17 protein-coding genes and 2 pseudogenes are annotated in these 26,189 nt (G+C 72.4%); 9 read left to right on the top strand and 10 right to left on the bottom strand.

The features are described 5' to 3' along the window. The first annotated feature begins 26 nt into the window (after positions 1 to 26). Positions 27 to 755 carry an SDR family oxidoreductase gene (locus tag ACFYXF_RS37510; protein ID WP_389356437.1) on the top strand — a complete coding sequence of 243 codons (729 nt, stop codon included), beginning with the start codon at positions 27 to 29 and terminating at the stop codon, positions 753 to 755. Positions 756 to 1,343: 588 nt separating this feature from the next. Here ACFYXF_RS37510 and ACFYXF_RS37505 read toward each other — a convergent pair. The 4 genes and pseudogenes from ACFYXF_RS37505 to ACFYXF_RS37490 form a co-directional block, all read right to left on the bottom strand. Continuing rightward, positions 1,344 to 2,024 carry a response regulator gene (locus ACFYXF_RS37505; protein WP_389356436.1) on the bottom strand — a complete coding sequence of 227 codons (681 nt, stop codon included), beginning with the start codon at positions 2,022 to 2,024 and terminating at the stop codon, positions 1,344 to 1,346. Then, entirely contained in the window at positions 2,021 to 3,235 is a 1,215-nt protein-coding gene (locus ACFYXF_RS37500) for a sensor histidine kinase (protein ID WP_389356435.1), read from the bottom strand. Before ACFYXF_RS37500 ends, ACFYXF_RS37505 begins: the two co-directional genes overlap by 4 nt. Positions 3,236 to 3,393: 158 nt before the next feature. Then, a pseudogene (locus ACFYXF_RS37495) lies at positions 3,394 to 5,610 on the bottom strand (MMPL family transporter). Between the two features lie 122 nt (positions 5,611 to 5,732). Beyond that, positions 5,733 to 8,411 (bottom strand): hypothetical protein, encoded by a 2,679-nt coding sequence (locus tag ACFYXF_RS37490; protein ID WP_389356434.1) that lies wholly within the window; start codon positions 8,409 to 8,411, stop codon positions 5,733 to 5,735. 79 nt (positions 8,412 to 8,490) lie between these two features. Between ACFYXF_RS37490 and ACFYXF_RS37485 the strand changes: the two genes are divergently transcribed. The 5 genes and pseudogenes from ACFYXF_RS37485 to ACFYXF_RS37465 all read left to right on the top strand — a co-directional run. Beyond that, positions 8,491 to 11,715, top strand: a complete 3,225-nt coding sequence (locus ACFYXF_RS37485; protein WP_389356433.1) for an AAA family ATPase — start codon at positions 8,491 to 8,493, stop codon at positions 11,713 to 11,715. 438 nt (positions 11,716 to 12,153) lie between these two features. After that, positions 12,154 to 13,044 (top strand): hypothetical protein, encoded by an 891-nt coding sequence (locus ACFYXF_RS37480; protein WP_389356432.1) that lies wholly within the window; start codon positions 12,154 to 12,156, stop codon positions 13,042 to 13,044. Positions 13,045 to 13,249: 205 nt separating this feature from the next. Beyond that, positions 13,250 to 14,011 carry an SDR family NAD(P)-dependent oxidoreductase gene (locus ACFYXF_RS37475; protein WP_389356431.1) on the top strand — a complete coding sequence of 254 codons (762 nt, stop codon included), beginning with the start codon at positions 13,250 to 13,252 and terminating at the stop codon, positions 14,009 to 14,011. Between the two features lie 71 nt (positions 14,012 to 14,082). Next, the gene (locus ACFYXF_RS37470; protein ID WP_389356479.1) at positions 14,083 to 15,570 is read left to right on the top strand and encodes an MFS transporter; all 1,488 of its coding nucleotides are present in this window, start codon (positions 14,083 to 14,085) and stop codon (positions 15,568 to 15,570) included. 133 nt (positions 15,571 to 15,703) lie between these two features. Then, positions 15,704 to 16,426: pseudogene (locus tag ACFYXF_RS37465) on the top strand (sensor histidine kinase); the annotation flags it as partial. A gap of 38 nt (positions 16,427 to 16,464) precedes the next feature. Here ACFYXF_RS37465 and ACFYXF_RS37460 read toward each other — a convergent pair. Genes ACFYXF_RS37460 through ACFYXF_RS37445 form a run of 4 tightly spaced genes read right to left on the bottom strand, consistent with a single transcriptional unit; the run spans position 16,465 to position 20,237 of the window. Beyond that, positions 16,465 to 17,481: a TAXI family TRAP transporter solute-binding subunit gene (locus ACFYXF_RS37460; RefSeq protein WP_389356430.1), complete on the bottom strand. Its 1,017-nt coding sequence runs from the start codon at positions 17,479 to 17,481 to the stop codon at positions 16,465 to 16,467. Beyond that, a complete protein-coding gene (locus ACFYXF_RS37455; protein ID WP_389356429.1) occupies positions 17,478 to 18,101 on the bottom strand; it encodes a hypothetical protein in 624 nt (207 codons plus the stop codon). Before ACFYXF_RS37455 ends, ACFYXF_RS37460 begins: the two co-directional genes overlap by 4 nt. Continuing rightward, the gene (locus ACFYXF_RS37450) at positions 18,098 to 19,558 is read right to left on the bottom strand and encodes an ATP-binding protein (protein WP_389356428.1); all 1,461 of its coding nucleotides are present in this window, start codon (positions 19,556 to 19,558) and stop codon (positions 18,098 to 18,100) included. The genes ACFYXF_RS37455 and ACFYXF_RS37450 overlap by 4 nt, the downstream gene beginning before the upstream one ends. A 10-nt stretch (positions 19,559 to 19,568) precedes the next feature. Then, on the bottom strand, positions 19,569 to 20,237 hold the full coding sequence (locus ACFYXF_RS37445) for a response regulator transcription factor (RefSeq protein ID WP_389356478.1): 669 nt from the start codon (positions 20,235 to 20,237) through the stop codon (positions 19,569 to 19,571). A 229-nt stretch (positions 20,238 to 20,466) separates the two neighbouring features. On the opposite strand from ACFYXF_RS37445, the gene ACFYXF_RS37440 reads away from it, so the two are divergent. The 3 genes from ACFYXF_RS37440 (at position 20,467) to ACFYXF_RS37430 (ending at position 24,241) form a co-directional block, all read left to right on the top strand. Further along, complete coding sequence (locus tag ACFYXF_RS37440) at positions 20,467 to 21,405, top strand: amidohydrolase family protein (RefSeq protein WP_389356427.1); 939 nt, start codon at positions 20,467 to 20,469, stop codon at positions 21,403 to 21,405. A gap of 1 nt (position 21,406) precedes the next feature. Continuing rightward, positions 21,407 to 22,795: an MFS transporter gene (locus tag ACFYXF_RS37435; RefSeq protein WP_389356426.1), complete on the top strand. Its 1,389-nt coding sequence runs from the start codon at positions 21,407 to 21,409 to the stop codon at positions 22,793 to 22,795. A gap of 159 nt (positions 22,796 to 22,954) precedes the next feature. After that, positions 22,955 to 24,241 carry an MFS transporter gene (locus ACFYXF_RS37430; protein ID WP_389356425.1) on the top strand — a complete coding sequence of 429 codons (1,287 nt, stop codon included), beginning with the start codon at positions 22,955 to 22,957 and terminating at the stop codon, positions 24,239 to 24,241. Positions 24,242 to 24,351: 110 nt separating this feature from the next. Here the strand turns inward: ACFYXF_RS37430 and ACFYXF_RS37425 are convergent, their stop codons facing one another. Both ACFYXF_RS37425 and ACFYXF_RS37420 read right to left on the bottom strand, forming a co-directional pair. Then, a complete protein-coding gene (locus ACFYXF_RS37425; RefSeq protein ID WP_389356424.1) occupies positions 24,352 to 25,326 on the bottom strand; it encodes a CU044_5270 family protein in 975 nt (324 codons plus the stop codon). Then, on the bottom strand, positions 25,323 to 26,054 hold the full coding sequence (locus ACFYXF_RS37420; RefSeq protein WP_389356423.1) for an RNA polymerase sigma factor: 732 nt from the start codon (positions 26,052 to 26,054) through the stop codon (positions 25,323 to 25,325). Before ACFYXF_RS37420 ends, ACFYXF_RS37425 begins: the two co-directional genes overlap by 4 nt. Positions 26,055 to 26,189 lie beyond the last annotated feature (135 nt).

Here is a 26,189-nt window from a genome sequence, read left to right as displayed (position 1 = left end):
CCTGGAACCCCACCACTGGAGGATCAATGTCAGTCGTGCTTGTCACCGGAAGCTCGCGCGGGATCGGGCGCGCCATCGCCGAACGGCTGGGCGCGGACGGCGGCAGCGTGATCGTCAACTATCGATCCGACCGCGAAGCGGCCGCCAAGGTCGTCTCCACGATCGAGGCGAGCGGCGGTCGGGCCGTGGCGGTACGGGCGGACGTGAGCGATCCGGCCCAGACGCGCGCGCTGTTCGACGCCGCGGAGGAAACCTACGGCGGGCTGGACATCCTGGTGAGCAACGTCGGCACCGTCCATTTCTCCCCGCTCGCGAAGGCGACCGACGAGGACTTCGACCGGGTCTTCGCGACCAACACGCGGGCCACCTTCACAGCGCTTCGCGAGGCCGCCGGGCGACTGCGCGACAACGGCCGGATCGTCGTCATCTCCAGCCAGGCGGCCGTGACCCCCAGCGCCGACAGCGGTGTCTACTCGGCCAGCAAGGCGGCCGGTGACCAACTGGTCCGTGCCGCCGCGCAGGAACTCGGCTCGCGGGGCATCACGGTGAACAGTGTGCTCCCCGGCGCCACCCGCACCGAGTCCTTCGACAGCGCCGGAGTCCCCGCCGACGTGATCGCCGGGATGGTCGCGCTGACCCCGCTCGGCCGCCTCGGCGAACCCGGGGACATCGCCGACGTCGTGGCCTTCCTCGTCTCGGACAGCGGTCGCTGGATCACCGGCCAGACGCTCCACGCCGGCGGCGGCCGATTCTGACCCTCGCGTGGCCGCGCCGGACCGTGCGGCCGCACCGCTGTCCGGTTACGGCCGTCGGTGAAGACGAACAGGCGCAGCACCAGAAAGCGCCCGATTCCGGCGATCCCGGAAGCGCCGAGGTAGACGGCCTGCTCGCTCCATGCCCCGGCCGACGGCCGCACCGCGTGGAGTACGAGCATCGCTGTGCAGGTCACGCCGTAGGCGACCGACGCCGATCCTGCGGACTGCCAGTGCCGACGCCATCCGGCGCGCCTGCCGGTCCCGAAGGTGAAACGTGCGTGGATCTCTGTGCACAGGAGCGTGGCGGCGATGGTGACCAGTGCGTTGGCCACCGCCCAGGGCATCAGCCCTGCGAGCAGTGCCACGGCCGGGCCGGCGGCGACTCCGACACCGCCGCCGCACAGGACGAACCGGGCGAAGGAAGCCGGTGGACCCGGGCGATCGAGAGAGGCAGCCACAGAAGGATCTCCACATCCGTGCTCGGGGAACCCTTCCAGCCTGTCGGCACAGCCCTCCGCCGTCTTCGTGCGGCAGCCGATACGCGCCTGCTGCATACGCAGTAGTGACCCGGCGGGACCTACCCCGAGGTCAGGGTCTCGGCGGGTTCGGGTGGACGAGGCCCGTCTGGTAGGCGATGACGACGAGTTGGGCGCGGTCGCGGGCCTGGAGTTTGGCCATGGCGTGGTGGATGTGGGTGCGTACGGTCAGAGGGCTGAGGTAGAGCCGCGCGGCGATGTCCGCGTTGGTGAGTCCGTCGGCGGCCAGGGCCATCACCTCGCGTTCGCGGTCGGTGAGGTCGGCCAGGTTCTTCTGAGCTGCGGGGTGGGTGCCTGGCTGAGGGGCGGTGAGGAAGCGGGTGATGAGGTTGCGGGTGGCCTGGGGCGAGAGGAGGGCGTCGCCTGCGGCGATCGTGCGGATGCCTGCGACCAGGCCCTCGGCGCCGACGTCCTTGCCCAGGAAGCCGCTGGCTCCGGCGTGCAGGGCCCTGGCGACGTGTTCCTCGGTCTCGAAGGTGGTGAGGATGAGGACGCGGGTGCTCGACAGGGTGGGGTCCGCGCAGATCTTCGCCGTGGCGGCGAGGCCGTCCGTGCCGGGCATGCGGATGTCCATGACGACGATGTCCGGGTGGTGGGTACGGGTGAGGGCGATCGCCTCGTCGCCGTCCGCCGCCTCACCGACCACCTCCATGTCGGGGCGGGAGTCGACGAGGATGCGGAAGGTCTCGCGCAGCAGGGCCTGGTCGTCGGCGAGCAGGACGCGGATGGTCATGGGGTGCTGTCCTCGGCGGTCGCGTAGGGGTGGAGGGGGAGTTCGGTGCTGACCTCGAAGCCGCCGGTGGGGCGGTGTCCGGCGTGGAGTCGTCCGCCGATGGACAGGGCTCGTTCGCGCATGCCGATGAGGCCGTAGCCGCTGTCGGTGGAGGCTGTGGTCTCGGGGGCGGGGGTGGTGCCGGGGCCCTGGTCCGTGACCGTGATGGACAGGCGGTCGTGGTGGTACGTGAGGTCCACTTCCGCTGTGCTGGTGTGGGCGTGCTCGGCCACGTTGGACAGTGCCTCCTGCACGATGCGGTACGCGGTGAGGTCCGCTCCCGGGGAGAGCGGCTGCGGCTGTCCGTGGGTGGTGAGGGTGACGGTGAGTCCGGCGGCCGTGTGTGCGGCGATCAGGCCGGGGAGCTGGGCGAGGCTCGGGGCGGGCTGGAGAGAGTCCTCGTCGGCGCCGCTCCGGCGCAGGAGTCCGACGGTGGCCTTCATCTCGCGCAGGGCCGCGGAGGTGGTGTCGCCGAGGGCGTTGACCATCTGCTCGGCCTGGGCGGGGTGGCTGCGGATGAGCAGGGCGGCGGTGGTCGCCTGGGCGTTGGCCAGGGCGAGGTGGTGTGCCGTCACGTCGTGGAGTTCGCGGGCGATGCGCATGCGTTCCTCGGCGACGCGATGCCTGGCCTCCTCCTCCCGGGTCCGTTCGGCGTATTCGGCGCGGGCGTGCACCGACTCCAGGTAGGCCCTGCGGAAGCGGGCGGTGGTGCCCAGGGCGGCGGGCAGCAGCAGCCAGGCGACGGGGCCGATCACGTTGAGGGCCAGGGAGTCCGTGGCGGGCTCAGCGATCAGGGCGGATCCGGCTACGAGGATCACCGCGGTGAGGGTGACGTTCCGGGTGGTGGTGCGTTCGGTGTGTCCGGCGAGGGAGTACAGCGCGACCATGAGGGGGGCGAGGAGCAGGGCGGTCATCACGTAGCCGGCCAGGGCCATGCCGGCGGCGCACGCGATCGCGACGGCGGTGACGGGGAGGGGGTGGGTGCGGCGCCACAGGAGCGCGGCGCAGGAGGGGGCGGCCAGCAGGATGCACGGCCACCACTGGGTGGGGGTGGTCATGTCGGAGACGCCGTACATGCTGCCTGGGAAGGCGGCGGCGAAGAGGAGCAGGGTGATCGTGGTGTCGACCGTACGGGGGTGATCGCGGGGGTGGCGCTGCCAGGCGGTTGTCATCTTGCGTCCTGGTGCTTCCTGTCGGGTGTGCTGACCATGGTGCCCGAGCGGCGAGTGCCCGGCGGAGCGGTGAGCGCTCCGCCGGGTGGGTGGTTCGTCGGCTGCGGGCCGGTGGGGGCTTGTCGCGCAGTTCCCCGCGCCCCTAAGGGGCGCGCCGCTCAGCGGGCCGGGAGATCCACTCGCTCCGCTTCGTCGATCGATTGAGCCTTGGTAACCGCATCGTGGGTCAGGGCGTGGCCCTCCACGTCCACCTGGGGGACGAGTCGTTCCAGCCAGTGAGGCATCGTCCAGGCGCGTTCGCCCAGCAGGGCCAGGACTGCCGGGACGATGGTCATCCGTACGACGAACGCGTCGAACAGCACCGCGATGGCCATGCCGAAGCCGATCATCTTGATGAGGGTCTCGCTGACGCCGATGAAGCCGGAGAACACCGAGATCATGATCACCGCGGCGGCGACGACCACGCGGGCGCTGTGGCGGAAGCCGGAGACGATGGCCTGGCCGGGGCGTTCGCCCTGGAGGTGGGCTTCCCTGATGCGGGTGACGAGGAAGACCTCGTAGTCCATGGCGAGGCCGAAGACGATGCCGACCATGACGATCGGCATGGTGTTCATGATCGGGCCGGTCTGGTCCACGCCCAGCAGCCCGGCGAGCCAACCCCACTGGAAGACGGCGACGACCGCGCCCAGGGCCGCGAGCACCGACAGCAGGAATCCCAGGGCCGCCTTGAGCGGCACCAGCACCGAGCGGAACACGATCAGGAGCAGCAGGAACGCCAGGCCCACCACGAGCCCGAGGTACGGCACCAGGGCGCCCTGGACCTTCTGGTCGCTGTCGATGTTGCCCGCCGTACTCCCGCTGACCATGAACGTCGCGTCGGTCGCCTTCTCGATGGCCGGGCGGTCGTCGCGCAGGGTGTGGATCAGGTCGACGGTCCGCTCGTCGGTGGGTGCGGTGGCCGGGGTGGCGGAGAAGATCGCGGTGTCTCCGGCCTTGTTGAAGCTCGGCGCCGAGACCGACACGATCCCCGCTGTCCCGGCGATCTCCTTGGCGGTCGCGGCCACGGCGGCCTTGGGGTCGTCGGCCGTACTGGCGTCCACGACGATGGTCAGCGGGCCGTTGAAGCCGGGGCCGAAGCCCTTGGCCAGGTCGTCGTACGCGCGGCGCTCGGTCGTCGAGGTCGGCTTGGACTCGTCGCCCGCCGTGCCCAGGTGGAGCTGCGCCGCGGGGAGGGCGATCACGCCCAGGGCCGCGACCGCCACCAGGAGTACCGGCAGGGGGCGGCGGACGATCAGACGGGCCCACCGGGTGCCCATGTTCGGCCCGTTCCCCTCAAGCGCGCCGGAGCGTACCGAGCGCGCCAGGACAGCGCGGGGAAAGATCCCGAGCATGGCCGGGATCAGGGTCACCGCGACCAGCACCGACAGGGCCACCGTGCCGGCCGCGGCCAGTCCCATCTGGGTCAGGGTCGGGATGCCCACGACCGACAGCCCGGCCAGGCCGATCACGACGGTCAGGCCCGCGAACACCACCGACGATCCGGCCGTGCCCACGGCCACGCCCGCCGCGTCCTCCGGTGCGAGGCCACGGGCGCGTTCCTCGCGGTAGCGGGAGACGATGAACATCGCGTAGTCGATCCCGACCGCCAGGCCGAGCATCAGCGCGAGTGTGCTGGTGGCGCTGGACAGGCCCAGCGCGCTGCTCAGGGCGAGGATGGTCGCGGTGCCGATCCCGACGCCGATCAGCGCGGTCAGCAGCGGCAGCCCGGCCGCCGCCAGCGAACCGAACGTGAGCAGCAGGACGACGGCCGCCACCACGACGCCGACCAGCTCGGTCGCACCGCCCGAGGGCTGGGTCGCCAGGACGGAACCGCCGACCTCGACCGTCAGGCCCGCGTCCCGGCCCGCCTCGACGGCCTGCTCCAGGTCCTGCTTCGCGGTGTCGCTGACGTCCTTGGCCTTCACCTCGAACGTGACCGACGCGTACGCCGTCGACCCGTCCTCGCTGACCGCGTCCGCCTCGAACGGGTCGGCGGCGCGGACGACCTAGTCGACCTTGGCGACCCGGCCCACGACCTCGTCGACGACCGCACGGTTCGCCTCGTAGGTGAGCTTCTGGCCGTCCGGCGCCACGAACACGATCTTCGCGCTCGCGCCCTCGGCGCTGCTCCCGACGCTCACGCCCGGGAAGCGCTGCTCGATGAGGTCGAACGCCCGCTGCGACTCCGTACCCGGCATCGAGTAGGAGCCGTCCGGTGCGGCGGGCGCCAGCGCCGACGCCGTTCCGGCGGCGACGAGCGCCACCACCCACAACAACAGGACGCGCCAGCGGCGCCGGAAGGCCAGCCGGCCCAGTCGATCGAGAAAGACAGCCACAGGAGGGTCTCCACATCCGAACTCGGGAACCCTTCCAGGCTGTCCGCGCGGCCCCCGTCCGTCTTCGTTCGGCCGCCGGTACGCCTCTACTGCATGCGCAGTAGCCATAGCCGTAGCCGTGGTCAGAGGTGGAGGCGGCCGGTGAGCATCGCCATCGCCAGTTCGACCCGTGAGCCGTGGCCCGTGTGGGAGAACAGCCTCGACAGCCGTCCCTCGACGCTCTTCTCGCTGGTGCGGAGGATCCTGGCCATCTCCTTGTTGGTCAGGCCCTCGGAGACGAGTACGGCGAGCAGCCGCTCGTTCTCCTCCGCGGTGGCCTGCCGCCCCGGCACCGCCACCCCGTACGTGCGCATGAGGGGGCGCAGCCAGAAGCGGGGCATCAGCGCGTCCAGTTCGCCGAGCATGGCGTACGTGTCCCGCACCATCGCAGGATCGCCCATGCCGTAGCGGATCAGGTGGGCCAGTACGGCACACTCCTCCTGGAGCTGCTGCCGCTGCTGGGCCAGGTGTCTCGCGGCCCGTGCGGCGCCCTGGTCCCTGTGCACGGCCGCGTGCAGGACGAGGCGGGTCATCTCGGCCCGTTCGGTGCCCAGCCTGCGGGCGACCACCTCGGCCTTCGCCAGGCACTCCGTCAGGACCTCGGGCCTGCCGATGTGCGTCGCGACGTCGGCCACCCGCAGCCACAGCAGGTCGGTGCCCGCCACCACACCGTCCGACTCGGCGCGGGACACGGCCGCCCGCAGCAGCGACCGGGCCTGTCCGGTCTCTCCCCTGACCAGGTCGCACAACGCCTGTGCGGAATCGAGGAGATGGGGCAGCATCGGCTGTCTGGCACGGGCCAGGGCGAGGAGTTCGCGGGCCCGGGTGAGTCTGCCGCCGCAGACCAGCTGGACCGCCGCGTGGTGGTACATCGCGCTCTGGACGGCGTCGCAGGTGTGCACGCCGGTGACCGCGCTCCGGCGGGCCAGGTCCATCGCCTCCCGTGGACGCCCCCGGTGGAGGGCGACCAGCATCCGGCTGGGCAGGCCCAGCTGTCCCGGGGTACGTCCCGTGTCGGCGAGCAGTTGTTCGGCCCGGCGGATCTCGCCCAGTGTCAGCAGCTCGCCGACCCGCGAGTGCACCTCGGCGGCCGTGACGCCTCCCGCACGGTGGCGGGCGGGCAGGGTGGCCGTGCTGCGGTCCGTCCCGTCCGTGCTGCCCAGCCACAACTCCGCCGTCGCGACGAGGAATTCGGCCCTCCATTCGGCCAGACCGCTCTCGTCGTGGCGCCGGACCGCCCCCAGCACGTCGCGGACCTCACGCCAGCGGCCGAGCAGCAACAGAGCGCATCCGCGGGTGAGGGCACGCTCCAGCTGTCCGGCCGAGTCGTGGTCCTGGAGCGTGCCGTCGGCCGCGATCCTCTCCAGCGTGGCGAGCTCGCCCGCCCGGTACAGGGCGGCCAGGTGTGCGAAGCAGGCGTCGAGGAGCTGGTCCGGGCGCAGGGTGGCGCGATGGGCCCGCAGGACGAGCCGCAAGGAGTTCAGCCCCTCCTCGGGCCTGCCCTGCGCCAGGCAGATCTTGGCGTGCTCCAGCAGCAGGCGGGGCCGCTCCACCGGGTCCGCGGTCAGCTCGGCGGCGGCGCGCAGCCACCGTACGGCGCGGTGGTCGTCGTACGCGTCGCCGTTGTGGCGTGCCAACCGCTCGGCGGCGGCCAGCAGTTCGGCCCTGGCCCGCTCGGGGTCCACCAGCCGTCCGGCGGCGGCGAGCTGCTCGGGGAGGTAGCCGGGGTCGGCGCAGCGCCCGGTGCCCCGCCACAGCGCGGACACGGCGATCCGGGCCAGGCTCCGGCGCTCGTAGGGGCCGAGCGACGCCCCGACGGCGGCCCCGGCCAGTGGCAGCCGGTACTCCCAGGCGGAGTCCGACCGGCGGTAGCGCAGTACGCCGGCGTCGGCCAGCCGCGCGAGCAGGTCACGGGCTTCCTGCTCGGTGACCGAGGTGACCGACAGTGCCTCGGCCACCAGCCGGGGCACGGCCTCGCCGAGCGGGCCCAGTACGGCCACGGCCTTGGCGACCTCCCAGGCGCGGCCGTCCGTCTCACGGACGGGCAGCACCAGTTCGCCGATGGTGGACGGGCACGCGCAGGAGCCGCCGCTCACGAGATGGGCGTGCCGGTCGACCACCCGGACATGGCCCTGGTCCCGGGCGGTCCGCAGCACCGCGCGAGCCGCAGCGGGCCAGCCCCGGGTCATGGCCCACAGCCAGGCGACCAGCGCCGGCTCGGCCCTGGCCTCCAGCTCGGCGGTGATCATGGCGCCGAGCCGGCGCGGTGACAGCGGGCGCAGGTTCACGTGGTGGACCAGACCGTCCTCCCGCAGCCGGCCGGCCACCGCCGCGAACGCGGCGCGGGAGGCCCGCGGCACGGGCAGCGTGACGGTGCACACGCAGCGCGTGTTCGTTCCGTCCAGCTGCCGGATCACGTGTTCCAGCGAGAACAGCTCGTCCGGGGACAGGTGCTGGAGATGTCTGAGCACCAGGATCATCGGGCGTTTCTCGCCTGCGGCGACGCGCCGGAGCAACCTGTCGACCATGGGAATTTTCGGTGAAGAATCCTCGAAGGAAATGCGCACCATTTCCGGGGGCGGGCCGACGGCCTTCTCCCGGAAATTCCTGTCACGTGCCGACAACTCATCGAGAACGGAACCGAGTTCGAGCGCGGAGGGCCCGCTCACCACGACGAGATTCGGGGTTCCGGACGTATGGACCGCCGCGACCGTTTCGAGGGCGACGCGTTCGTAGGGCGGGACGCTATGCGCTGTGTGCATGAATCCTCGCTGAGCAACCGGGGTCAACCAGATGCTAACCGGCCGCGTCCTACCGGTGGTGACGACAGGGAGTGGGGCCGTGTCCGGCAGAGACGCCGAGTTGTCGGCCGTCGACGAGGTGTCCGGACGCGCTCTGCTGCTCGTTGTCCGCGGACAGCCCGGCATGGGGAAAACAACCCTGCTGAAGGAAATCCACCGCACGTGGCGTTCCCGTGGCCCAGGCATCGTACGGATTCACTGTTCCGCCGCCGCAATTCCGCGGTGGGACCTGTTCGGCGCGCGTGCGGTACTGAAAGGGTTCCGGAACGCCTTTCCCGACCTCGGGGATTCGCCGCCGGCCGATGCGATGGCGGCGGTGAACCGGCTGTGCAGGCCGGAGAGTTACGGGTCCGCCCGTGCGCGGTCCACCCTCTTCGCCGAACTGGTACGGCTTTTCGGGCACGTGAGCGGGAGTGCGCCCGGCGCCGTGCTGATCGACGACGTGCACGCGGCTCCCGATCCGGCGCTCATCGTGGCCGCCGCCCATCGCGTCGGCTGCACGGTGGTGGCGACGTATCGGGAGGATGGGTGGGGGGCTTGGCCGACTGGGGTGGGGGCGGGGGTGGGGTGGGGGTCTGGGTCGGGTTCGCTGAGCGGCTTCGCGGATCGGGTCGTCGACCTCGGTCCGCTGCCGGAGCACCGGATCGATGCCCTGCTGGCCGACGCCGCCCGCGAGCCGCTGGACGCGGCCCTGGTACTCGCGCTGCGCTCCGCGCTGGGTCCGCTCGCCGGAAACCCGGGCACCGTCCTGGACACCTTCGAGGCGCTCCGCCTCGACGGGCGCCTCGTCCGGTTCCAGGGGCACCTGTGTCTGAGCGATCCCGCGACCGGATTGGCGCTGCCCGTCGACCACCCTCTGGTGCGGCGGGTCGCGGAGTGCGGTGGCATCGGGAGCCAGGTGCTCGCGCTGACCGCCTCGGCCGGCCGCTTCGCCATGGACGACCTGCCGGACTTCGCGGCGGCCACCGGCCACGAACTCGCCGCCTGCGGCCACACCGTGGACCGTCTCGTCGCCGTCGGAGCACTGGTCTGCGACGAGTACGGGGTCCTGCGCGTTCCCTGCCCGGCGTTGGTTCCCGCCGTACTGCCCGGCACGGCCCGGGGCGAGGCGGCCGAGGTGCATCGCGCGCTCGCCGAACACCTGCTGCGCGGCGGGCGCGAGCCGTCGCAGGACCCGATGGTCACGGCCGAGCACATCGCGCTCGCCGGCTCGGCACTGCCGGTCACCCCCTCCGTCGTACCGCTCCTGGAGCGCGAGGCCGCACGGGTGCTCCCGGCCTGCTCCACCATGGCCGCCCGCTGGTACCGGGCCGCCCTGCGGCACTGCGAGCCGGGTGACCAGGCGCACTCGCGCGTCCTGGACACGCTGTTGCCGCTGCTGACGCGGATCGGCGACTACGAGGGGCTCGCCGCAGCGGTGGCGGAGGCGGTGCGCGCCGACTCCGACGGTGGCGGTGGCGGTGGCGGTCGCCGACGTGCGGAGTTGGCGGCGTACGCCGCGCTGGCCGCCGTACACACCGGGCGCCCGGTGGCGGAGGGGGTGCGCGAGGGGCTGGCCGACGGCGACGGCCGGGCGGCGGGTGGAGCGGCGGTCGGTGGAGCGGCGGCCGACGATCCGGCAGCCGGTGGACCGATGAGCGGCGAACGGGCGGCCGATGAACCCGCAGACAGCCAACCGGCGGGCCACGAACCGACAGCCGACAAACCTGCGGGCGGCGAACGGGCGGCCGATGAACCAGCAAGCCCCGCGCTGGAGTTCGCCAACCGCTGGTCCACCGGACGGGAGCCGCTCCAGGCGAGCGAGGCCGACCACGACCGGTCCGACCCGACAGCCCGCGAACCGAGCGGCGGTGAACCGGCAAGCCCCGCCCCCGAGTTCACCAACCACTCGCCCACCGGACGAGAGCCGCTCCAGACAAGCGAGGCCGACCACGACCGGTCCGACCCGGCAGCCCGCCAACCGACCGACCGTGAACCGGCAAGCCCTGCCCCCGAGTTCACCGACCACTCGCCCACCGGACGAGAGCCGCTCCAGGCAAGCGAGGCCGACCACGACCGGTCCGACCCGGCAGCCCGCGAACCGAGCGGCGGTGAACCGGCAAGCCCCGCGCTGGAGTTCGCCGACCGCTGGTTCAGGGGGCGGGTGCCGCTCCGGGCTCGTGAGGTCGGGGACGTCTTCTCCTGTCTCCGCCCTGGCTGGACACCCGGGGACGGCCCGCCCGGCACGGAGGGGACGAGTGCCGACCGGTTCGATCCGGTCGGGCTCTTCCGGCAGGTGGTCGGGGTGGCGGGCTACGGTGAACCGGTCACCGGGCCGCTGGCCGCGTACGCGCGGATCGTGCGGGACTATCGGGACGGGGACTGGGCCGGGATTCCGTCCGGAGCCCGTGCGCTCGAGTTGGCGGGGCCGTATCGGACCCCCGTCCATCATGCCGTCCGGCTGATCGCCGCGGAGGTGCACTCGACCGTGGGCGACTTCGAGCGGAGTGCCGCGTGGCTGGGGCTTGCGGGGGGCGACTGTCCGTTTCCCGCTCTGCGCACCTGGGCCGGTATGGGGCTCGCCTACCGGACCGGGCAGTGGGAGCGTTGCCGGGAACTGGGGTGGGCCTTCTGCGAGGAGCCGGTGGAAGAGGCCGCCGAGGGAAGCTCGGTGGGTGTCGACTGGCTGCTTGTCCGGCTCGCGTTCGCGCAATGGGGGAACGGCGGGCGTCAGGTGCTACTGCCCCGGCTGCGTGCGCGGTCGGAGGAGTGGTACGCCCGGCTCGGCGGTACCGGGCTCCAAGCCGCCTCGCTCATCGTCCGCGCCTTCGCCGAGCGTGACCTCGTCAGCGCGCACACGGCCGTGGACCTCCTGCGCGAGCACGGCGGCCGGAGCGAGCTGCTGCGGGCGTGCATGACCGTCGCGTTCCTGGCCGACGACCCGCGTCCCTGGCACCAGGAGGCCCACGACATCGCCCGGAGCCTCGGCGACGGCCTCCACCGGACGGCGATCACGGAGTCGATGCGGGCGTCCGGCACGGCTCCGGCCTGCGACGACGACGATCGTGACGGCTCGGTCGGCCTGTCCGGCCTGGAAGGGCGCATCACCGCCCTGGTCGGGCGGGGACTGACCAACCGGCAGATCGGCAGGGAACTCCAGGTGAGTGAGAAGACCGTCGAGAACAACCTCACCCAGGTGTTCGCGAAGACGGGCTGCCGCTCACGGCTGGACCTGGCCCTGGCCGTGATGGAGGGCCGTCTCACCGGGCTCCTCCGGCGTTCGTGAGGGATTCCCCCCGGGAAGCGCTCGTGCCCTGCGGCCAAGTGGACTACTCCACCAGGATGTCCGACAGGGGCGCACATCCGCCTCACAGCACGACCGGCACACCAGAACGACCTGCACACCAGCACGGAGGTACGGCACGACCCCCCACCCGGCGCCGAACGAGCCGTAGCGGCTCGCCCTCGGCCTGAGCCGGCGCGACGTCCACGACGCCGGCGACCGACCCATCGACGTCAACGACGTCAACGACGTCAACGACTCGATGGGCCCGCGGACCTGATCCGCCATCAACCTCTGTTTCCCACTGGGGAGTTCACCGCCGTAGCGGACCTCTGCCCTGCTCCGGGGGCGTGCGGCTCCCCGCATGAGCCTCCCCCACTCCCCAACACCCCCCACTCCCCCCACACCTTCGGGGCTTCCCGCCCCCCAGAAAGGAAGATCATGAAGGATCGGGCCAAGGTCGAGGACCTGCTCGTAGTGTCGGATCTGCAGGTGCAGACCTCGGAGACCGCGTGGAAGCACGTCCATGCCGAGTACGTCGACATCATCGACGACATCCTGGCGACGCTGGCGCCGAGCGGCCCCTACGCGTACACCGTCAGTCCCTCGGTCGAGGAGGGCAAGGAACTCCCGACCCAGCGCATCGTCACCACGTTCGAGGAAATCGCCGCGTCCTACCGCGGCATGCACCGCTACGCCGCCGTGGTGGCGATCCGCCCCGTGGCCGAGATCAACGCCTCCTGGTACACGTTCGTCAGCGGCCGGGGGCGCGGGCGCCTCAAGACGACCGGTGAGGAGAGCGAGCGGCCGGTCGTCGTCATCTTCCCGACGATGGGCTCCGAGGGCATCACCGGCGAGCTGTTCTGGGGCAGGACCCAGCAGGAGAGCATGCCGGGAGACGCAGCCGACGGGGTGCTGGCCTGCCGCTATGCCGTGGCCGAACTGCACGGGACCCTGCTCGACGCGTACCGCAAGGGCGATGTAGACGCGATCGTCGAGAAGGCGCACCCCGAGATCCAGGGGGGCGTGCGTGACTACGTGTCGCACTCCGGGACCCTGCCCGAGATGCACACCAAGGACGATCTGCGGGCCCACCTCGACGCCTTCTACGACGCGTACTCCGTCCGCTCGATCGAGGTCGTCCAGCGGCACTTCGACGACTGGTTCTTCTTCCACGAGCTGCGGTGGACGGTCGAGGCACGACAGGGCGCGAACTCCGGGCAGAGCTTCCGCTACCACACCGCCGAGTACGCCGAGGTGTCGGCCGCCGGGCTCGTCGTCGCCCACATCGGCCACGGGACGGACCAGATCAGGCTCGGCCGCCGACCGTAACACCCCTGATATCACCTGATATCTGTCGATATTTCTTGATAGCCCACCCCCTCTGACCGGGGGCGCCCTGAGCGGGGGTGCCCCCACCGCGCCGCGTCCCGTGGGGACGGGGAACGGCGCTTCCTTCGGGCCCGGCGGCCGGGACAACCCCTGCCCCACCGCCGGGTCCGAGGCAGACACAACCGGCCGAGAAGGAGCACCCACCATGAGCACCGGTCTTGAAGGGCACAGCGTCATCGTCACCGGTGCCGGGTCCGGCGCCGGCCGGGCCGCGGCCGTACGGTTCGCGCGAGAGGGCGCGTACGTGCTGGTCGCGGATGTGAGACGGGCGGGTGCCGAAGACACCGTCAAGGCCGTCGCGGACGTGGGCGGCACAGCCCTCGCGGTCGTCGGCGACCTCAGTGACCAGCAGATCGTGCACCGGGTCGTCGACACCGCCGTCGAGGCCTTCGGCGGCGTGGACGTCCTCGTGCACAGCGCCGCGATCCTGGACCGGATGTCGGTCGTCAGCGAGACCGACGACGCCGAGTGGTACCGCGTCATCGAGGTCAATCTGACGGCGCCGTTCCTGCTGACCCGCGCCGTGCTGCCGCACATGATGGCCGAGGGGCACGGCTCGATCGTCTTCACGGCGGCCGAGGCCGGGCTGCGCGGCAGCATCGCCGGGGCCGCCTGCACCGCCGCCAAGCACGGCGTCCTCGGCCTGGTCAGGTCGCTCGCCGTGACCTACGTCGGCGTCGGCGTCCGTACCAACGCCATCGCCCCCGGCGGCACCGGGCCCGACTTCTCGGTCGCCGCCCGGCCCGAGACCCACGGCGACAACGTCCTCGCTCCCCGGTTCGGTGGCATCGGCCGTATCGCCACCGCCGAGGAGCAGGCCGCCGCCATCGTGTTCCTCGCCTCCGACGCCGCCGCCCACATCAACGGCACCGTCCTGCCCGTCGACGAGGGCTGGTCCGCCGCCTGACGGCCGGACCGTCCGCCCCCTCGACTCCCGCGAAACCAGCGGTTCCAGAAAGCGAGTTCCCCATGGCCACGATGAAGTCCGAGCCGGCCGGCGAGACCAGCGAAGCGGGCGCCGATGTCGCCGGGTTGGTGGTGGCGGTGCTGGCCTTCGCCGGGATCGTCGTCTCGCTGATGCAGACCCTGGTCATCCCGATCCTCCCCTCGCTGCCCAGGCTGCTCGACGCGTCGGCGTCGAACACCGCCTGGGCGGTCACCGCCACGCTGCTCGCCGCCGCCGTCGCCACCCCGGTCGCCGGCCGGCTCGGCGACATGTACGGCAAGCGCCGCATGCTGCTGGTCAGTCTCGCCCTGCTGGTGACCGGTGCGGTCGTGTGCGCCCTCAGCGACTCCCTGGTCCCGATGATCGTCGGCCGTGCCCTTCAGGGTCTGGCCGCCGCCGTCGTCCCGCTCGGCATCAGCGTCATGCGGGACGTACTGCCGGCCGAGCGGCTCGCCGCGTCGACCGCGCTGATGAGCGCCTCGCTGGGCATCGGCAGTGCCCTCGGCCTGCCCGCCGCCGCCTTTCTCGCCGACCGGTTCGACTGGCATCTGCTCTTCTGGGCCTCCGCCACGCTCGGTACCGTCGCCGCCGTACTCGTCACGGTCGTCGTGCCCGAGTCCACGGTCCGCACCGGCGGACGCTTCGACCTGGTCGGCTCCCTCGGGCTGGCGGCCGGTCTGGTCTCCCTGCTGCTGGCCGTCTCCAAGGGCGGCGACTGGGGCTGGGCCAGTCCCGCCACGCTCGGTCTGTTCACCGCCGCGGTCCTCGTCCTGCCGACCTGGGGCTTCTACGAGCTGCGCACCGACCAGCCGCTGGTCGACCTGCGGACCACCGCCCGCCGTCAGGTGCTGTTCACCAACCTCGCCTCGGTGGCGTTCGGTTTCTCGATGTTCGCGATGTCCCTGGTGCTGCCGCAGGTGCTCCAGCTGCCCGAGGCCACCGGCTACGGCCTCGGCAGGTCCATGCTGGCCGTCGGTCTGGTCCTGGCGCCGCAGGGCCTGGTGATGATGACGATGTCCGCCGTGTCGGCACGCCTCACCAGGGCCAAGGGCCCGAAGACCACGCTGATGTGCGGCGCCGTCATCGTCGCCTGCGGCTACAGCCTGAGCCTCGTGCTGATGTCCGAGGTCTGGCACATCACGCTGATCGCCTGCACCATCGGCGCGGGCATCGGCTTCGCCTACGGGGCCATGCCCGCCCTCATCATGGACGCCGTACCCGCCTCGGAGACGGCCGCCGCCAACAGCCTCAACACGCTGATGCGGTCGCTCGGTACGTCCTTCGCCGGGGCCCTCGCCGGTGTCGTCCTCGCCCGGATGACCACCGACTTCGGCGGCTATCCGCTGCCCGCCGAGAACGGCTTCAGGGTCGTCATGGCCATCGGCGCGGGCTCGGCCGTCCTCGCCTTCGCCGTCGCTTCCTTCATTCCGGCCCGGCGCACCACCGCGCAGGAGGGGCCGACCGCCGATGGCGCGGCGAAGGCCGCGGAGGCCGCAGAGGCCGGCCGGGCGAAGGCCTGAGACATCGCGCGCACGGGCTCCCCGCGATCGCCCGGCGGAGGATCCCCACCGACCCCGACCCCGACCCCGACCTGACCCCGCCCCCGGCGCCGAAGGGAACGAGCTCGTGACCAGGACCAGGACCGTCGTCCTCAGCAGAGCCCTGCTCAAGCTCAAGACCGTCCGACCGAAGGCGCGGCTCATCGAGCCGGTACTCGTCGAGCCGGTACTCGTCGAGCCGGCCGCGACCCGGGCGGGGGCCGTCGCGGCGCACAGTGCCGAACTGCGCCGTATCGAACGGGACCTGCACGACGGCACCCAGGCCCGGCTGGTCTCGCTGTCCCTGCGGATCGGCCTCGCGCAACGTGCGTACGACCGCGATCCACAGGTCGCGCACCGGCTGCTGGAGGACGCGCAGGAGCAGGCCCAGGAGGCGCTGGCGGAACTGCGGCACATCGTGCGCGGCATCCATCCGCCGATCCTCACCGACCGGGGGCTGGTCGGCGCGGTGCGGGCACTCGCCGCGAACAGCGGACTCGACGTCACCATGTGTGCGGACGGCCTGGAGGACGGGCCAGGGGCCTGGCCGCGGGTGCCGGCCGCGGTCGAGGCTGCCGCGTACTTCGTCGTGGCCGAGACACTGGCGAACGCCGCCCGGCGCGGCGGAACCCGGCGGGCCTCGGTCCGGCTCGCGCGGGTCGGCGCCCGGTTGAGGGTCGTCGTACGGGACGAGGGGAGGGGGGTTACGGACGAGGCCGACGGTCCGTGTCTGCTGGGGGTACGCCGCAGGGTCGCCGCGCTGGCCGGGACGGTGACGGTGACCGGCCCCGTCGGGGGCCCGACCGTGATCGAGGTGGAGCTGCCGTGCGTGTGGTGAGCTGAGCCGGGGAGTCGTTCGTGCGGGCGCGGGCATGGTCAGCCGTGCAGTGAGCGGTACGCCGCGACCGCACCGGGGTGCAGGGGGATGCCGCCCGTGCCGATCAGGCTGCCGACGTCGAGGAACTGGGTGCCGACGGCGTTGTCGGGGACGAGGGCGGTGGCGCGGAGGACCAGCAGGCGGGTCAGCGCGTCGGCGACGGCGCGGGGCAGGTCGGGGCGGCACACCAGCAGGTTGGACACGCCGATGGTCGCGACTCCGCCCGCTGTCCGGTACGCGCTCTGCGGCAGGGACACCTCCTCCAGGCCCGAACCGGCCAGGCCGTCACGCCCACCGAGCCCGGGCAGCAGACCGGCCAGCGGCAGGAACCGCAGGCCGGGGCGTTCGTCGAGGCCGGAGAGGACGGGCAGGGGTACACCGCCCGCGACCAGCAGCGCATCGACCGAACCCGCCCGCATCGCGTCGGCCGCGTCGGCCAGCGGGAGGTGCCGTACGGGGACGTCTGCGCCGGGGGAAAGGCCCGCGGCGTGCAGGATCCGTTCGCCGAGCACGGCCGCGCCGGATCCGATCGCGCCGAGGGAGACGGTGTGCCCGGCCAGGTCGGACACCGCGCGCACGGGCGAGTCGGCGCGGACGACGAACTGGAGGTAGGTCTCGTACACCCGGCCGATCGCCCGCAGGGGCACCGGGCGGTGGAAGAGGGCGGTGCCCTGGGCCGCCCGCGCGGTGTCGGTGAGGACCAGGGCGAGATCCGCGCGACGGTCGCGCAGCAGCTCGATGTTGGCGACACTGCCCGCGGTGGTACGGACGCGACAGCGCAGGCGGGGGTACGCCGTTTCGAGCTCCGCCGCGAGGAGGCGGCCGAACGCCTCGTAGAACGCCGTGGGTTCACCGGTCGCGAACCGCAGAACCCCACTCGGCCCGGGACGCTGCCGTGAGACGTCCCCCGTCAGCGCGCCACCGAGCACGGCGACGGCTGCCGTGCCGAGGGCGGCGTGGAGGAGGGTACGGCGGTCGACGGGGCGAGGGCGGGGACGGGGACGGGGACGGGTCATCGCACACCGCCGTGCGGGTTCCCCAGGACGGCGGTTCTGCGGAGGCCCGAGCCGAAGCGGGTGCGGGTGCGGGTGCCGGTGCTGGTGCGGGTGCCGAGACCGGGAGCGGGAGTGGTGCCTAGACCGGGACCGGGACCGGAAGCGGTGCCGGGAGCGGGAGCGGTGCCGGGAGCGGGAGCGGTGCCGGGAGCGGGAGCGGTGCCGGGAGCGGGAGCGGTGCCGGGAGCGGGAGCGGTGCCGATGCCGGGACCGGAGGCGCACCACCCGACCGACGATCGGTGAGCGCCGGAGCCGCCGCTCACCGCGTACCCCCGTCGGTCACCGCACGCGGCACGGCCGACCTGGCCGAAGCAAGAACCGGAGCCGAAGCCGGAACAGGAACCGAAGCCAGAGCCCGTGTCAGAGCCGAAGCCGGAGCCAGAACCGAAGCCGGTGCCGGTGCCGGTGCCGAAGCCCGTGCCCGAGCCGGTGCCGGTGCCGAAGCCCGTGCCCGAGCCGGTGCCGAAGCCGGTGCCGGAGCCGAAGCCGGTGCCGGTGCCGGAACCGGAACCGGAGCCCGTGCCGGAACCGGCAACGGCCCGCCCCGTCTCCCACCGACCAGCCCCGACGCCCCCGTTCACCACTCACCCCCGTCGCAGCCACCGGCGTCGGCGCCGGCGGCACGGACACCGGCCGGCCCATCCGTCAGCGCCCGCGGCACAACCGCCCGCGCCCGCAAGCCCCGTGTCCCCGCCGCCCCCAGTTCCAGTCGGCCGCCCCGTCCCTCCAGCAACTGTTCGGCGATGGGCAGGCCCAGGCCCGTGCCCGTTGTGCCGTTGTGGTGTTGGCGGGACGAGCGCCAGAATCTTGTGGTGGCCAGGGACAGTTCCTCCGTGCCGAGGCCGGGGCCGTCGTCCGTCACCGTGAGGACTGTGACCGGGCCCTCCGTCATACAGCTCAGGGTGATCTCGGCGCCCGGCCCCGCGTACTTGATCGCGTTGTCCAGCAGGATGTCCGTGATCTGGGCGAGTTCTCGGTCCGTGCAGGCTGCCAAGGCCGGGGACGGGGTCGTCCGAAGGGTCAGGTGGGCTCCGGCGCCGTGGGCCACCGGCTCCCACAGGCCGTACTGGGTGGCCGCCACCGCCGCCGCGTCGCAGCTCGCGTCCGAGCCGTCGGTCACCGTCAGTTCGCCGGCCCGGTGTTCGGCGGTGGCGAGGGCCAGCATGTCGTCGAGGAGGGTCTCCAGGCGGTCCAGCTCGGTGGTGACCCCGGTGTATGTGCGGTCGGCGGACGCGGGGAGGTGGGTGTGCAGGGCGTCTACGCGCAGGCGTAGTGCCGCCATGGGGTTGCGCATCTGGTGGGACGTGTCGGCTACCAGCCTGCGCTGCTGTTCCAGGGCCGCCGTGACCGTACGGGCCATCCGGTTGAAGCCGGTCGCGAGCTGGCGCAGTTCGGGCGGGCCGCCGGTCCGGGTCTGTTCCGGGGGGAGGCCCGCCGCGAGCTGCCCGACCGCCCGGTCGAGGCGGCGCAGTGGACTGACCACCCATCCTGTCGCCGCCCGGGCCAGGACCGTACAGGCGACGGCGACCAGGGCCGTACCGGCGAGGACGAGTGCCCAGCGGCGGGTGATGTCGTCCGCCGCGGTGCCCACCGAGGCCCGCAGGACGACCGCCCCGGAGACCTGCGTGCCCGTGCCGGCCGGCTCGGCGAACATCCGGGACCCCCGTGACCAGGGGCGCAGCGCGCCCCCGGGATGCTCGGCCTGGTTGCGCAGCGCCGCGTCGAGCAGCCGGGCCACGGCGGGATCGGCGGCCCGCATACCGCCGGTCTGGACGACCGGGCTGCGGTGGGTGTCGATCACGACGAGGGGTTCGCCGTACAGCTGGGTGTAGCGGCGCGCCTCTGCGGCGACGGCCGACGTGTCGCCGGTCGCCGCGGCCTGGTCCATGAGGGAAGCGAAGCGGTCGAGGTCGGCGCTGCGGGCGAGGACCAGCTGCTGGGTGCGGTCGGACGCGGTGAACAGCAGCAGCGGTACGGCGAACGCGGCCACCGCGATCACGACGAAGAGTAGTAGCGCGGCCTGGACTCGGGTGCGCACGCCTCGGCCCTCAGTTCCCGTCGTCCCCGAAGCGGTAGCCGAAGCCCCGGATCGTGGTGAGCAGGTCGGGGCGGCGGAGTTTCGCGCGGACCTGGGTGAGGTGGACGTCCAGGGAGCGGGACACGGTGTGGGAGGCGTCGCCCCACACCTCGTCGAGGAGCTGCTCGCGGCTGACCGCGGTGCCCGCGCGTCCGGCCAGTACGGCGAGGATGGCGAACTCCTTGGCGGTCAGCTCGACCTCGGCCTCGCCGACCCGGACCCGGCGTGCGTCGAGGTCCACCTCGACATCGCCGGCGCGGACGGTCCGTACGGCGGAGGCGCCCTTGGCCGGGCGCCGCCGGGTGACGGCGTCGATGCGGGCGAGCAGCTCGGCGAGACGGACCGGCTTGACGAGGTAGTCGTCGGCGCCGAGCCGCAGCCCTCGTACGACCGAGCGTTCGTCGCCGCGCGCGGTGAGGACCACGACCGGCATGTCGCTCACGGCCCGCAGGGTGCGCAGCACGTCGAGACCGTCGGTGTCGGGCAGGCCCAGGTCGAGAAGGAGCAGGTCGGAGCTGCGGTGGTAGGTCAGTACGTCCCTGCCGTAGCGGACGCGTCTGGTGACGTGACCGTGGTCGTACAGGACCTCGACGAGCGCCGCGGCCACGCCGTCGTCGTCCTCGGCCAGCAGTATCTGCACCCCGTCCACCTCCTCCTCGGCCACGGTTCGCAGCCGAATGTAGACCACACCGGCCACACGCCCGCCGGAGTGTTAAGGGGAGGTTAGTTCTGCGTTCGGTCCTCTCCCCCGCGGGTGCGGGGCGGGGTCAGGCTGCACGGCACCCAGCACAGCCTGAGAAGGACGCCGTAATGATCATTGACTGTCACGGTCACTGCACGACCGCCCCGCCGGCCCTGGAGGCGTGGCGGTGAACCGACACACAGGTGAATCACGGATCTCCCCCAAGAGCCCCAACTGGCTTGACTGGTACGGGAATCCGTCCAAGCCGACCCTCCAGCTCCCGCCCGGGACCGTCGACGCGCACTGTCATGTCTTCGGCCCGCAGGCCGAGTTCCCCTTCGCGCCGGAGCGGAAGTACACGCCCTGCGACGGCGGGAAGGACGAACTGTTCGCGCTGCGCGACCACTTGGGCGTCGCCCGGAACGTCATCGTGCAGGCCACCTGCCACGGCGCGGACAACAGCGCCATGGTCGACGCCGTCCGGGCGGCCGACGGCAGAGCACGCGGCATCGCGACCGTCCGCCCGGACATCGGCGAGGGCGAGCTGCGCGAACTCGACGCGGCGGGCGTACGCGGGGTGCGGTTCAACTTCGTACGGCGGCTGGTCGACGCCTCGCCCGAGGACGACCTGCGCACGATCGCGAGGAAGGTCGCCCCGCTGGGCTGGCACGTCGTCCTGTACTTCGAGAGCGTCGATCTGCCCGAACTGGAGGGATTCTTCGGGGAGTTGCCCGTGCCCCTGGTCGTGGACCACATGGGTCGGCCGGACGTTGCCCAGCCGGTGGACGGGCCGCAGTTCAGCCGGTTCCTGCGCTTCGTCGACGCCAACGACGTCTGGGTGAAGGTGAGTTGCCCCGAGCGCCTCAGCGTGACCGGCCCCCCGGCCCTGGACGGCGAACGGCACGCCTACACCGACGTCGTCCCCTTCGCCCGCCGCGTCGTCGAGGAGTTCCCCGACCGGGTCCTGTGGGGCACCGACTGGCCCCACCCCAACCTGACCACCCACATGCCGGACGACGGCCTCCTCGTCGACCACCTGCCGCACATCGCGGTCACCGAAGAGCAGCGGCACAAGCTCCTGGTCGCCAACCCGATGGGCCTGTACTGGCCCGGCGAGGACTTCTGACATGACAACCTCTGACACAACACCTTCTGGCACGGCTCACGCGAACGCGCTGAACCGGCTGGACCGGCTGCCGGTCTCCCGGTTCCACAAGGTCACCCTGCTCGCCGTCGCGTTCGCCTATTTCTTCGAGTTCGCGGACATCAACAGCTTCGCCACCACCGCCCCGAAACTGATCAAGCTGTGGGGCATCACGGTCGACCAGATCGCCTACGTCACCTCGCTCTCGTTCGTCGGCATGTTCGTCGGGGCGATCGTCGCCGGGTCCCTCTCCGACCGCTGGGGCCGCAAGCGGGCCCTGCTCTGGACGACGCTGTTCTTCGGCGTCTTCTCGTTCGCGGCGGCCTTCTCCTGGGACCTCGTGTCCCTCGGTGTGTTCCGCGTCCTGACCTCGGCGGGGCTGTCGGCGATGACCGTCGTGGGCGTCGTCTACATCAACGAGATGTATCCGTCGGCGATCCGCGGCAAGTTCCAGGCGTACGCCATCGTCATCGGCATCTGCGGCACCCCCGTCACCAACCTCATCGCCAGCGCGGTCGTCCCGCTCAACGACTGGTCGTGGCGGCTGGTCTACATCTGGGGATCGCTGGGCATCCTGCTCGTGCTGCTCACCCGGCACCTCAAGGAGTCACCGCGCTGGCTGGAGAGCAGGGGCGAGCACGCCAAGGCGGACGCGGTCCTGAGGGAGATCGAGGCGAGCGTCGCCGCGGAACACGGCCCCCTTCCCGAGCCCGCGCCCCCGGTCCCCGAAACCCCGTCGGCGAAGGCGCCGCTCCGCCTGCTCCTCCAGAAGAAGTACCTGTACCCGACCCTGCTCCTCACCGTGCTGTGGATGACGCAGACCATCGGCTTCTTCGGCTACTCCAGCTGGGCACCCACCCTGCTGGCCAAAGAGGGCTTCAGCGTCGAGAAGTCCGTCTTCTACGTGGCCCTGACCACGGTCGGCGCGCCGCTCGGCTGCTATCTGGCGTCCCTGGTCACCGACCGGTTCGAACGCAAGTGGTGCCTGGTCGCGTTCGGCACGGTCATCGCGGGCTGCGGCCTGCTGTACGGGCTCACCTTCGACCCGGCCCTCATCATCGTGTTCGGCTTCCTGGTGAACCTCTTCGAACGCGGCTACACGGCCCTCGCCTACGCCTACTCCCCCGAACTGTTCGACACCCGCAGCCGCTCCCTGGGCACGAGCGTCTCGTACGGCCTGGGCCGGCTGTCGAACGCCGCCGGCCCCCTGATCGTCGCGGCGCTCTACAACGGCCACGGCTACCAGAGCGTCTTCTACTTCATCGCCGGCACGTGGCTGGTCGGCGCGATCGTCCTGGCCGTCTTCGGCACCCGGACCCGCTCGACCCGCCTCGCCGAGGCGGAACCGCAACGTGAGGGGGTCCCCGTCTGAGGCGGGAGGAGCCCTCGGGTCGGCGTGGTGCGGTCGGGCCGGGCCGGGCAGCTGTCCTGGAGTCGCAGCGATCCTCCCGATGGTCGGCGTCGTTGGGATTCCGTGGGCTCAGGGCGGAGTGGGGAACTGGTCGGGACGCTTCCGCCGGACTCGGCGGAGGTGAGGCCGGTCCTGCGGATCGGATGGCGGGTCCGGCTCGCCGGAGCCTGCGCGCCTCTTGCCCATCGCCGCTTCCGGCTGCACTTCGCCGCCCGGCTGCTGTCGTGGACGGGCTCGGCCGTCGCTCCTCTCGCCCTCGCGTTCGCGGCACTGCAGATCGGCGGCGGCCCGCGTGCCCTGGGCCTGGTGCTCGCCGCCGGTGTCGTCCCGCAGATCGCGGCCCTGCCGGTCGGCGGTGTCGTCGCCGACCGGCTGGACCGGGCCCGGGTCATGGTGTGGTCGAACCTGGTGTGCGCGTTCGCCGAGGTGGCGGCCGTCGTCCTGTTGGTGTCCGGCGCGGCCCGGGTGTGGCAGCTGGCGGTGATGGCCGGGGTGTGCGGGGCGGCGGGAGCGTTCTTCGCCCCGGCGGCGGACGGTGCCGTCGCCGAGGTCGTACCCGCGGGACAGTGGCACACCGCCAACGCGCTGCTGAAGTTCGGACAGAACACCGGGAAGGCGGCGAGCCCCGCGCTGGGCGGTGTCCTGATCGCCGCGGCCGGTCCGGCCTGGGCGATCGGCTGGGACGCGGTCACCTTCGCCGCGTCGGCGTTCCTGTTCACCCGGGCCGGCCCACTGCCCCGGACGACGCGGCCCCGCACACGCTTCACCGCCGATCTCCGCGAGGGCTGGCGCGAGGTGACGGGCCGGCGCTGGCTGGCGGTGATGGTGTGCCAGGCCGCGCTGATCGGGCCCGCGTGGCTGGCCGGCTACCAACTGCTGGGCCCGCTGTACGGGGAGCGGGTGCTGGGCGGCGCCGGGCCGTGGGGTGTCGTGGTGTCCGCGTTCACCGCCGGGCTGATCGCCGGGGCCGCGCTCGCCCTGGCGTGGCGGCCGTCCGGGGCCGGGGTCACCGTGTGCGCCGGAACGGGCGCCCTGGCCCTGCCCCTCGCGGCGATAGCGGCGCGCATACCCCTGCCCGTGCTGGTGACCGCCATGCTGGTGGCCGGAGCGGGGCTGGAGGTCGCCATGGTCGCGTGGGCCTCGCTCCTCCAGGAACGCATCCCCGGCGACCGGCTCGGCCGGACCCTGTCGTACTCGGCACTCGGCCAGACCCTGCCCGTTCCCGTCGCCTATCTGCTCGCCGGCCCGGCCGCCGAACTCCTCGGCCTGCGTACGACGCTCGCGGCCGCCGCCGCGCTGATCACGACCGCCGCCGTACTCCCCCTTGCGCTCCCGCAGGTACGCGCACTGACCCTCGCACCGGCCGAGAAGACCGAGCCGACGGCCCCGCTCCGCGCCGCCGTGTAACGGGCGTCCCGGAGCGGGGAAGCGGCGGCAGGAAGCGGCGGCAGGACGCGCCGAACGGACCGGCCGCTGGTCACACCCGTACCCAGCGGCCGGTCAGGCCAGGTCAGAGGCTATTGAGCCGGCATCTCGCCTGCCCCGTCCACGACCCCGACATCCAGCAGTGCCTCGTCCGTCGAGCCCAGGAAGTCGAGGGAGTTCCTGTCGAAGACCCAGACCGTGTGGCCGTCGCGCTCCTCGAACGTCAGGCCGACGCCGGAGCGGCCGGTGTAGTCCTTGGCGTCGTCGACGACCGAGACGCCCGGGATCTTCGCGGCCGCGCGGTAGAGCGCGGCGTCCAGTTCGGGCAGGAGCGTGGCGTCGGGCAGCAGGTCGCCGATCGTCTCCAGGGCCGCGCTCTCCCTGGTCTGGCCCTCCCCCTTCGTGCCGGCGTAGATCTTCTTCAGGAGCGCATCGGGGTCGGTGGGCAGCGCCTGAAGCTCACGGAACGTGGTGACGTTCGGGTCGGGGCTCAGCCTCGTGTCGTGCGTACCCTTGGAGTACGAGGAGAACGGGTCCCGGGGCCGGGACGGCGGACCCTCCAGCACCGTGACCCGGCGCAGTCCCTCGCGCTCGCCGTCGACGGCGGTCCAACTCGCCTCGCGCAGGACCCGGATGTCCTTCTCCGCGAACTTCATGGCGCCCTGGGTGCGGACATAGACGTACTGGTCGTCCCTGACGGGCACGGACTCCTTCGCGGCGGCGACCTCGGCTATGCGGTTGAGGAGGTCGACCGCGTCCGCGTCGGTCGTGGCCTTCTCCGACCCGACGGCGCCCGCGAGTACCGCGGCGGCGATCGCTGCCGCCGTGGCGAGGGGTACGGCGATGGCGGCGAACCGGCGGCGGGGGGTGCGCGCTCGTCGGGCGGGTGTCGTCGCGACGTACGAAAGTTCCGAGAATTCCGGGAGCTCCGGGAGTTCCGGGGCGGTCGGCTCGGTGAGTTCTCTCATCAGATGGTCCTTCAGCAGGTCGTGGCGGTCGTTCGTCAGGACCGGCTCGCCCGGGCTCGGCAGCAGCCTGGCCAGTTCCTCGTGCTCTTCGGGGTTCATCGGTGCTTCTCCTGAGTCGTCGACCGGGCCGTTCGGCGACGGCCACCCGGTACCTGTCCGGTGCGCGGGTCGAGTCCCGGCCTTTTCCGCTGGGGCTGAGACTGAGGCTGAGGCGGAACATCCGCGGACGTGCGCCGGGCCAACTCCGCCTCCGACAACGTCCGTAGCCGCTGCCTCGCGCGGGCGAGCCGTGACCGTACGGTGCTCGCCGGCACGCCGAGGGCCTCGCCCGCGGCCGCGTAGCTCAGTCCCGACCACACGCACAGGGCGAACACCTCACGCTCGGCTCTGCGCAGTCGGCCGAGCGCGGTCTGCGCGGCGGCGAGCCGCTCGGCCCGTTCCATACGGCCGACGACGTCGTCGGCGAAGTCGGGCAGGGTGTCGCGGTCCGCCGGGCGGTCGGGGAGCCGGGCGAGCGCGGCGCTGTGCCGGCGGGCGGCGCGGCGCGTGTTGCGCAGGACGTTGGTGGCGATGCCGTACAGCCAGGGGCGCAGCCCGTCGCCTTCGGGCACGTCGGCGCCCTCGTCCGGGGGCGCGGCCTCGGGTCTCAGCTTCTCCCTGAGCCGCCAGGCCTCCAGGAAGGTCAGGGACACCACGTCCTCGGCGGTGCCCCGGTCCGCCGACAGGCGGGCGGCATGACCGTAGACGGCCCGGGCATGCGCGCCGAACAGTTCGGCGAAGGCTTCCGGATCGCCGGCGCGTATCCGGTCACGCAGGGAAAGTTCCACAACCAGCCCTGTCCGCTCGGCACTCGCCGTCTCTGTGGCGACGATCACAAGGGGGGGGTCGGCCACGGTCAACATCGGTGCACGCCCGGCCTCCTCGCCCCCGCCGCCCCTACCCGTTCCCATCCCTGGGGGCTG

Source organism: Streptomyces sp. NPDC002680, from assembly GCF_042889145.1.
Classification (GTDB): domain Bacteria; phylum Actinomycetota; class Actinomycetes; order Streptomycetales; family Streptomycetaceae; genus Streptomyces; species Streptomyces adonidis.
The sequence above is the reverse complement of the archived record's forward strand: the minus strand, read 5'-3'. Positions and strand labels throughout refer to the sequence as shown.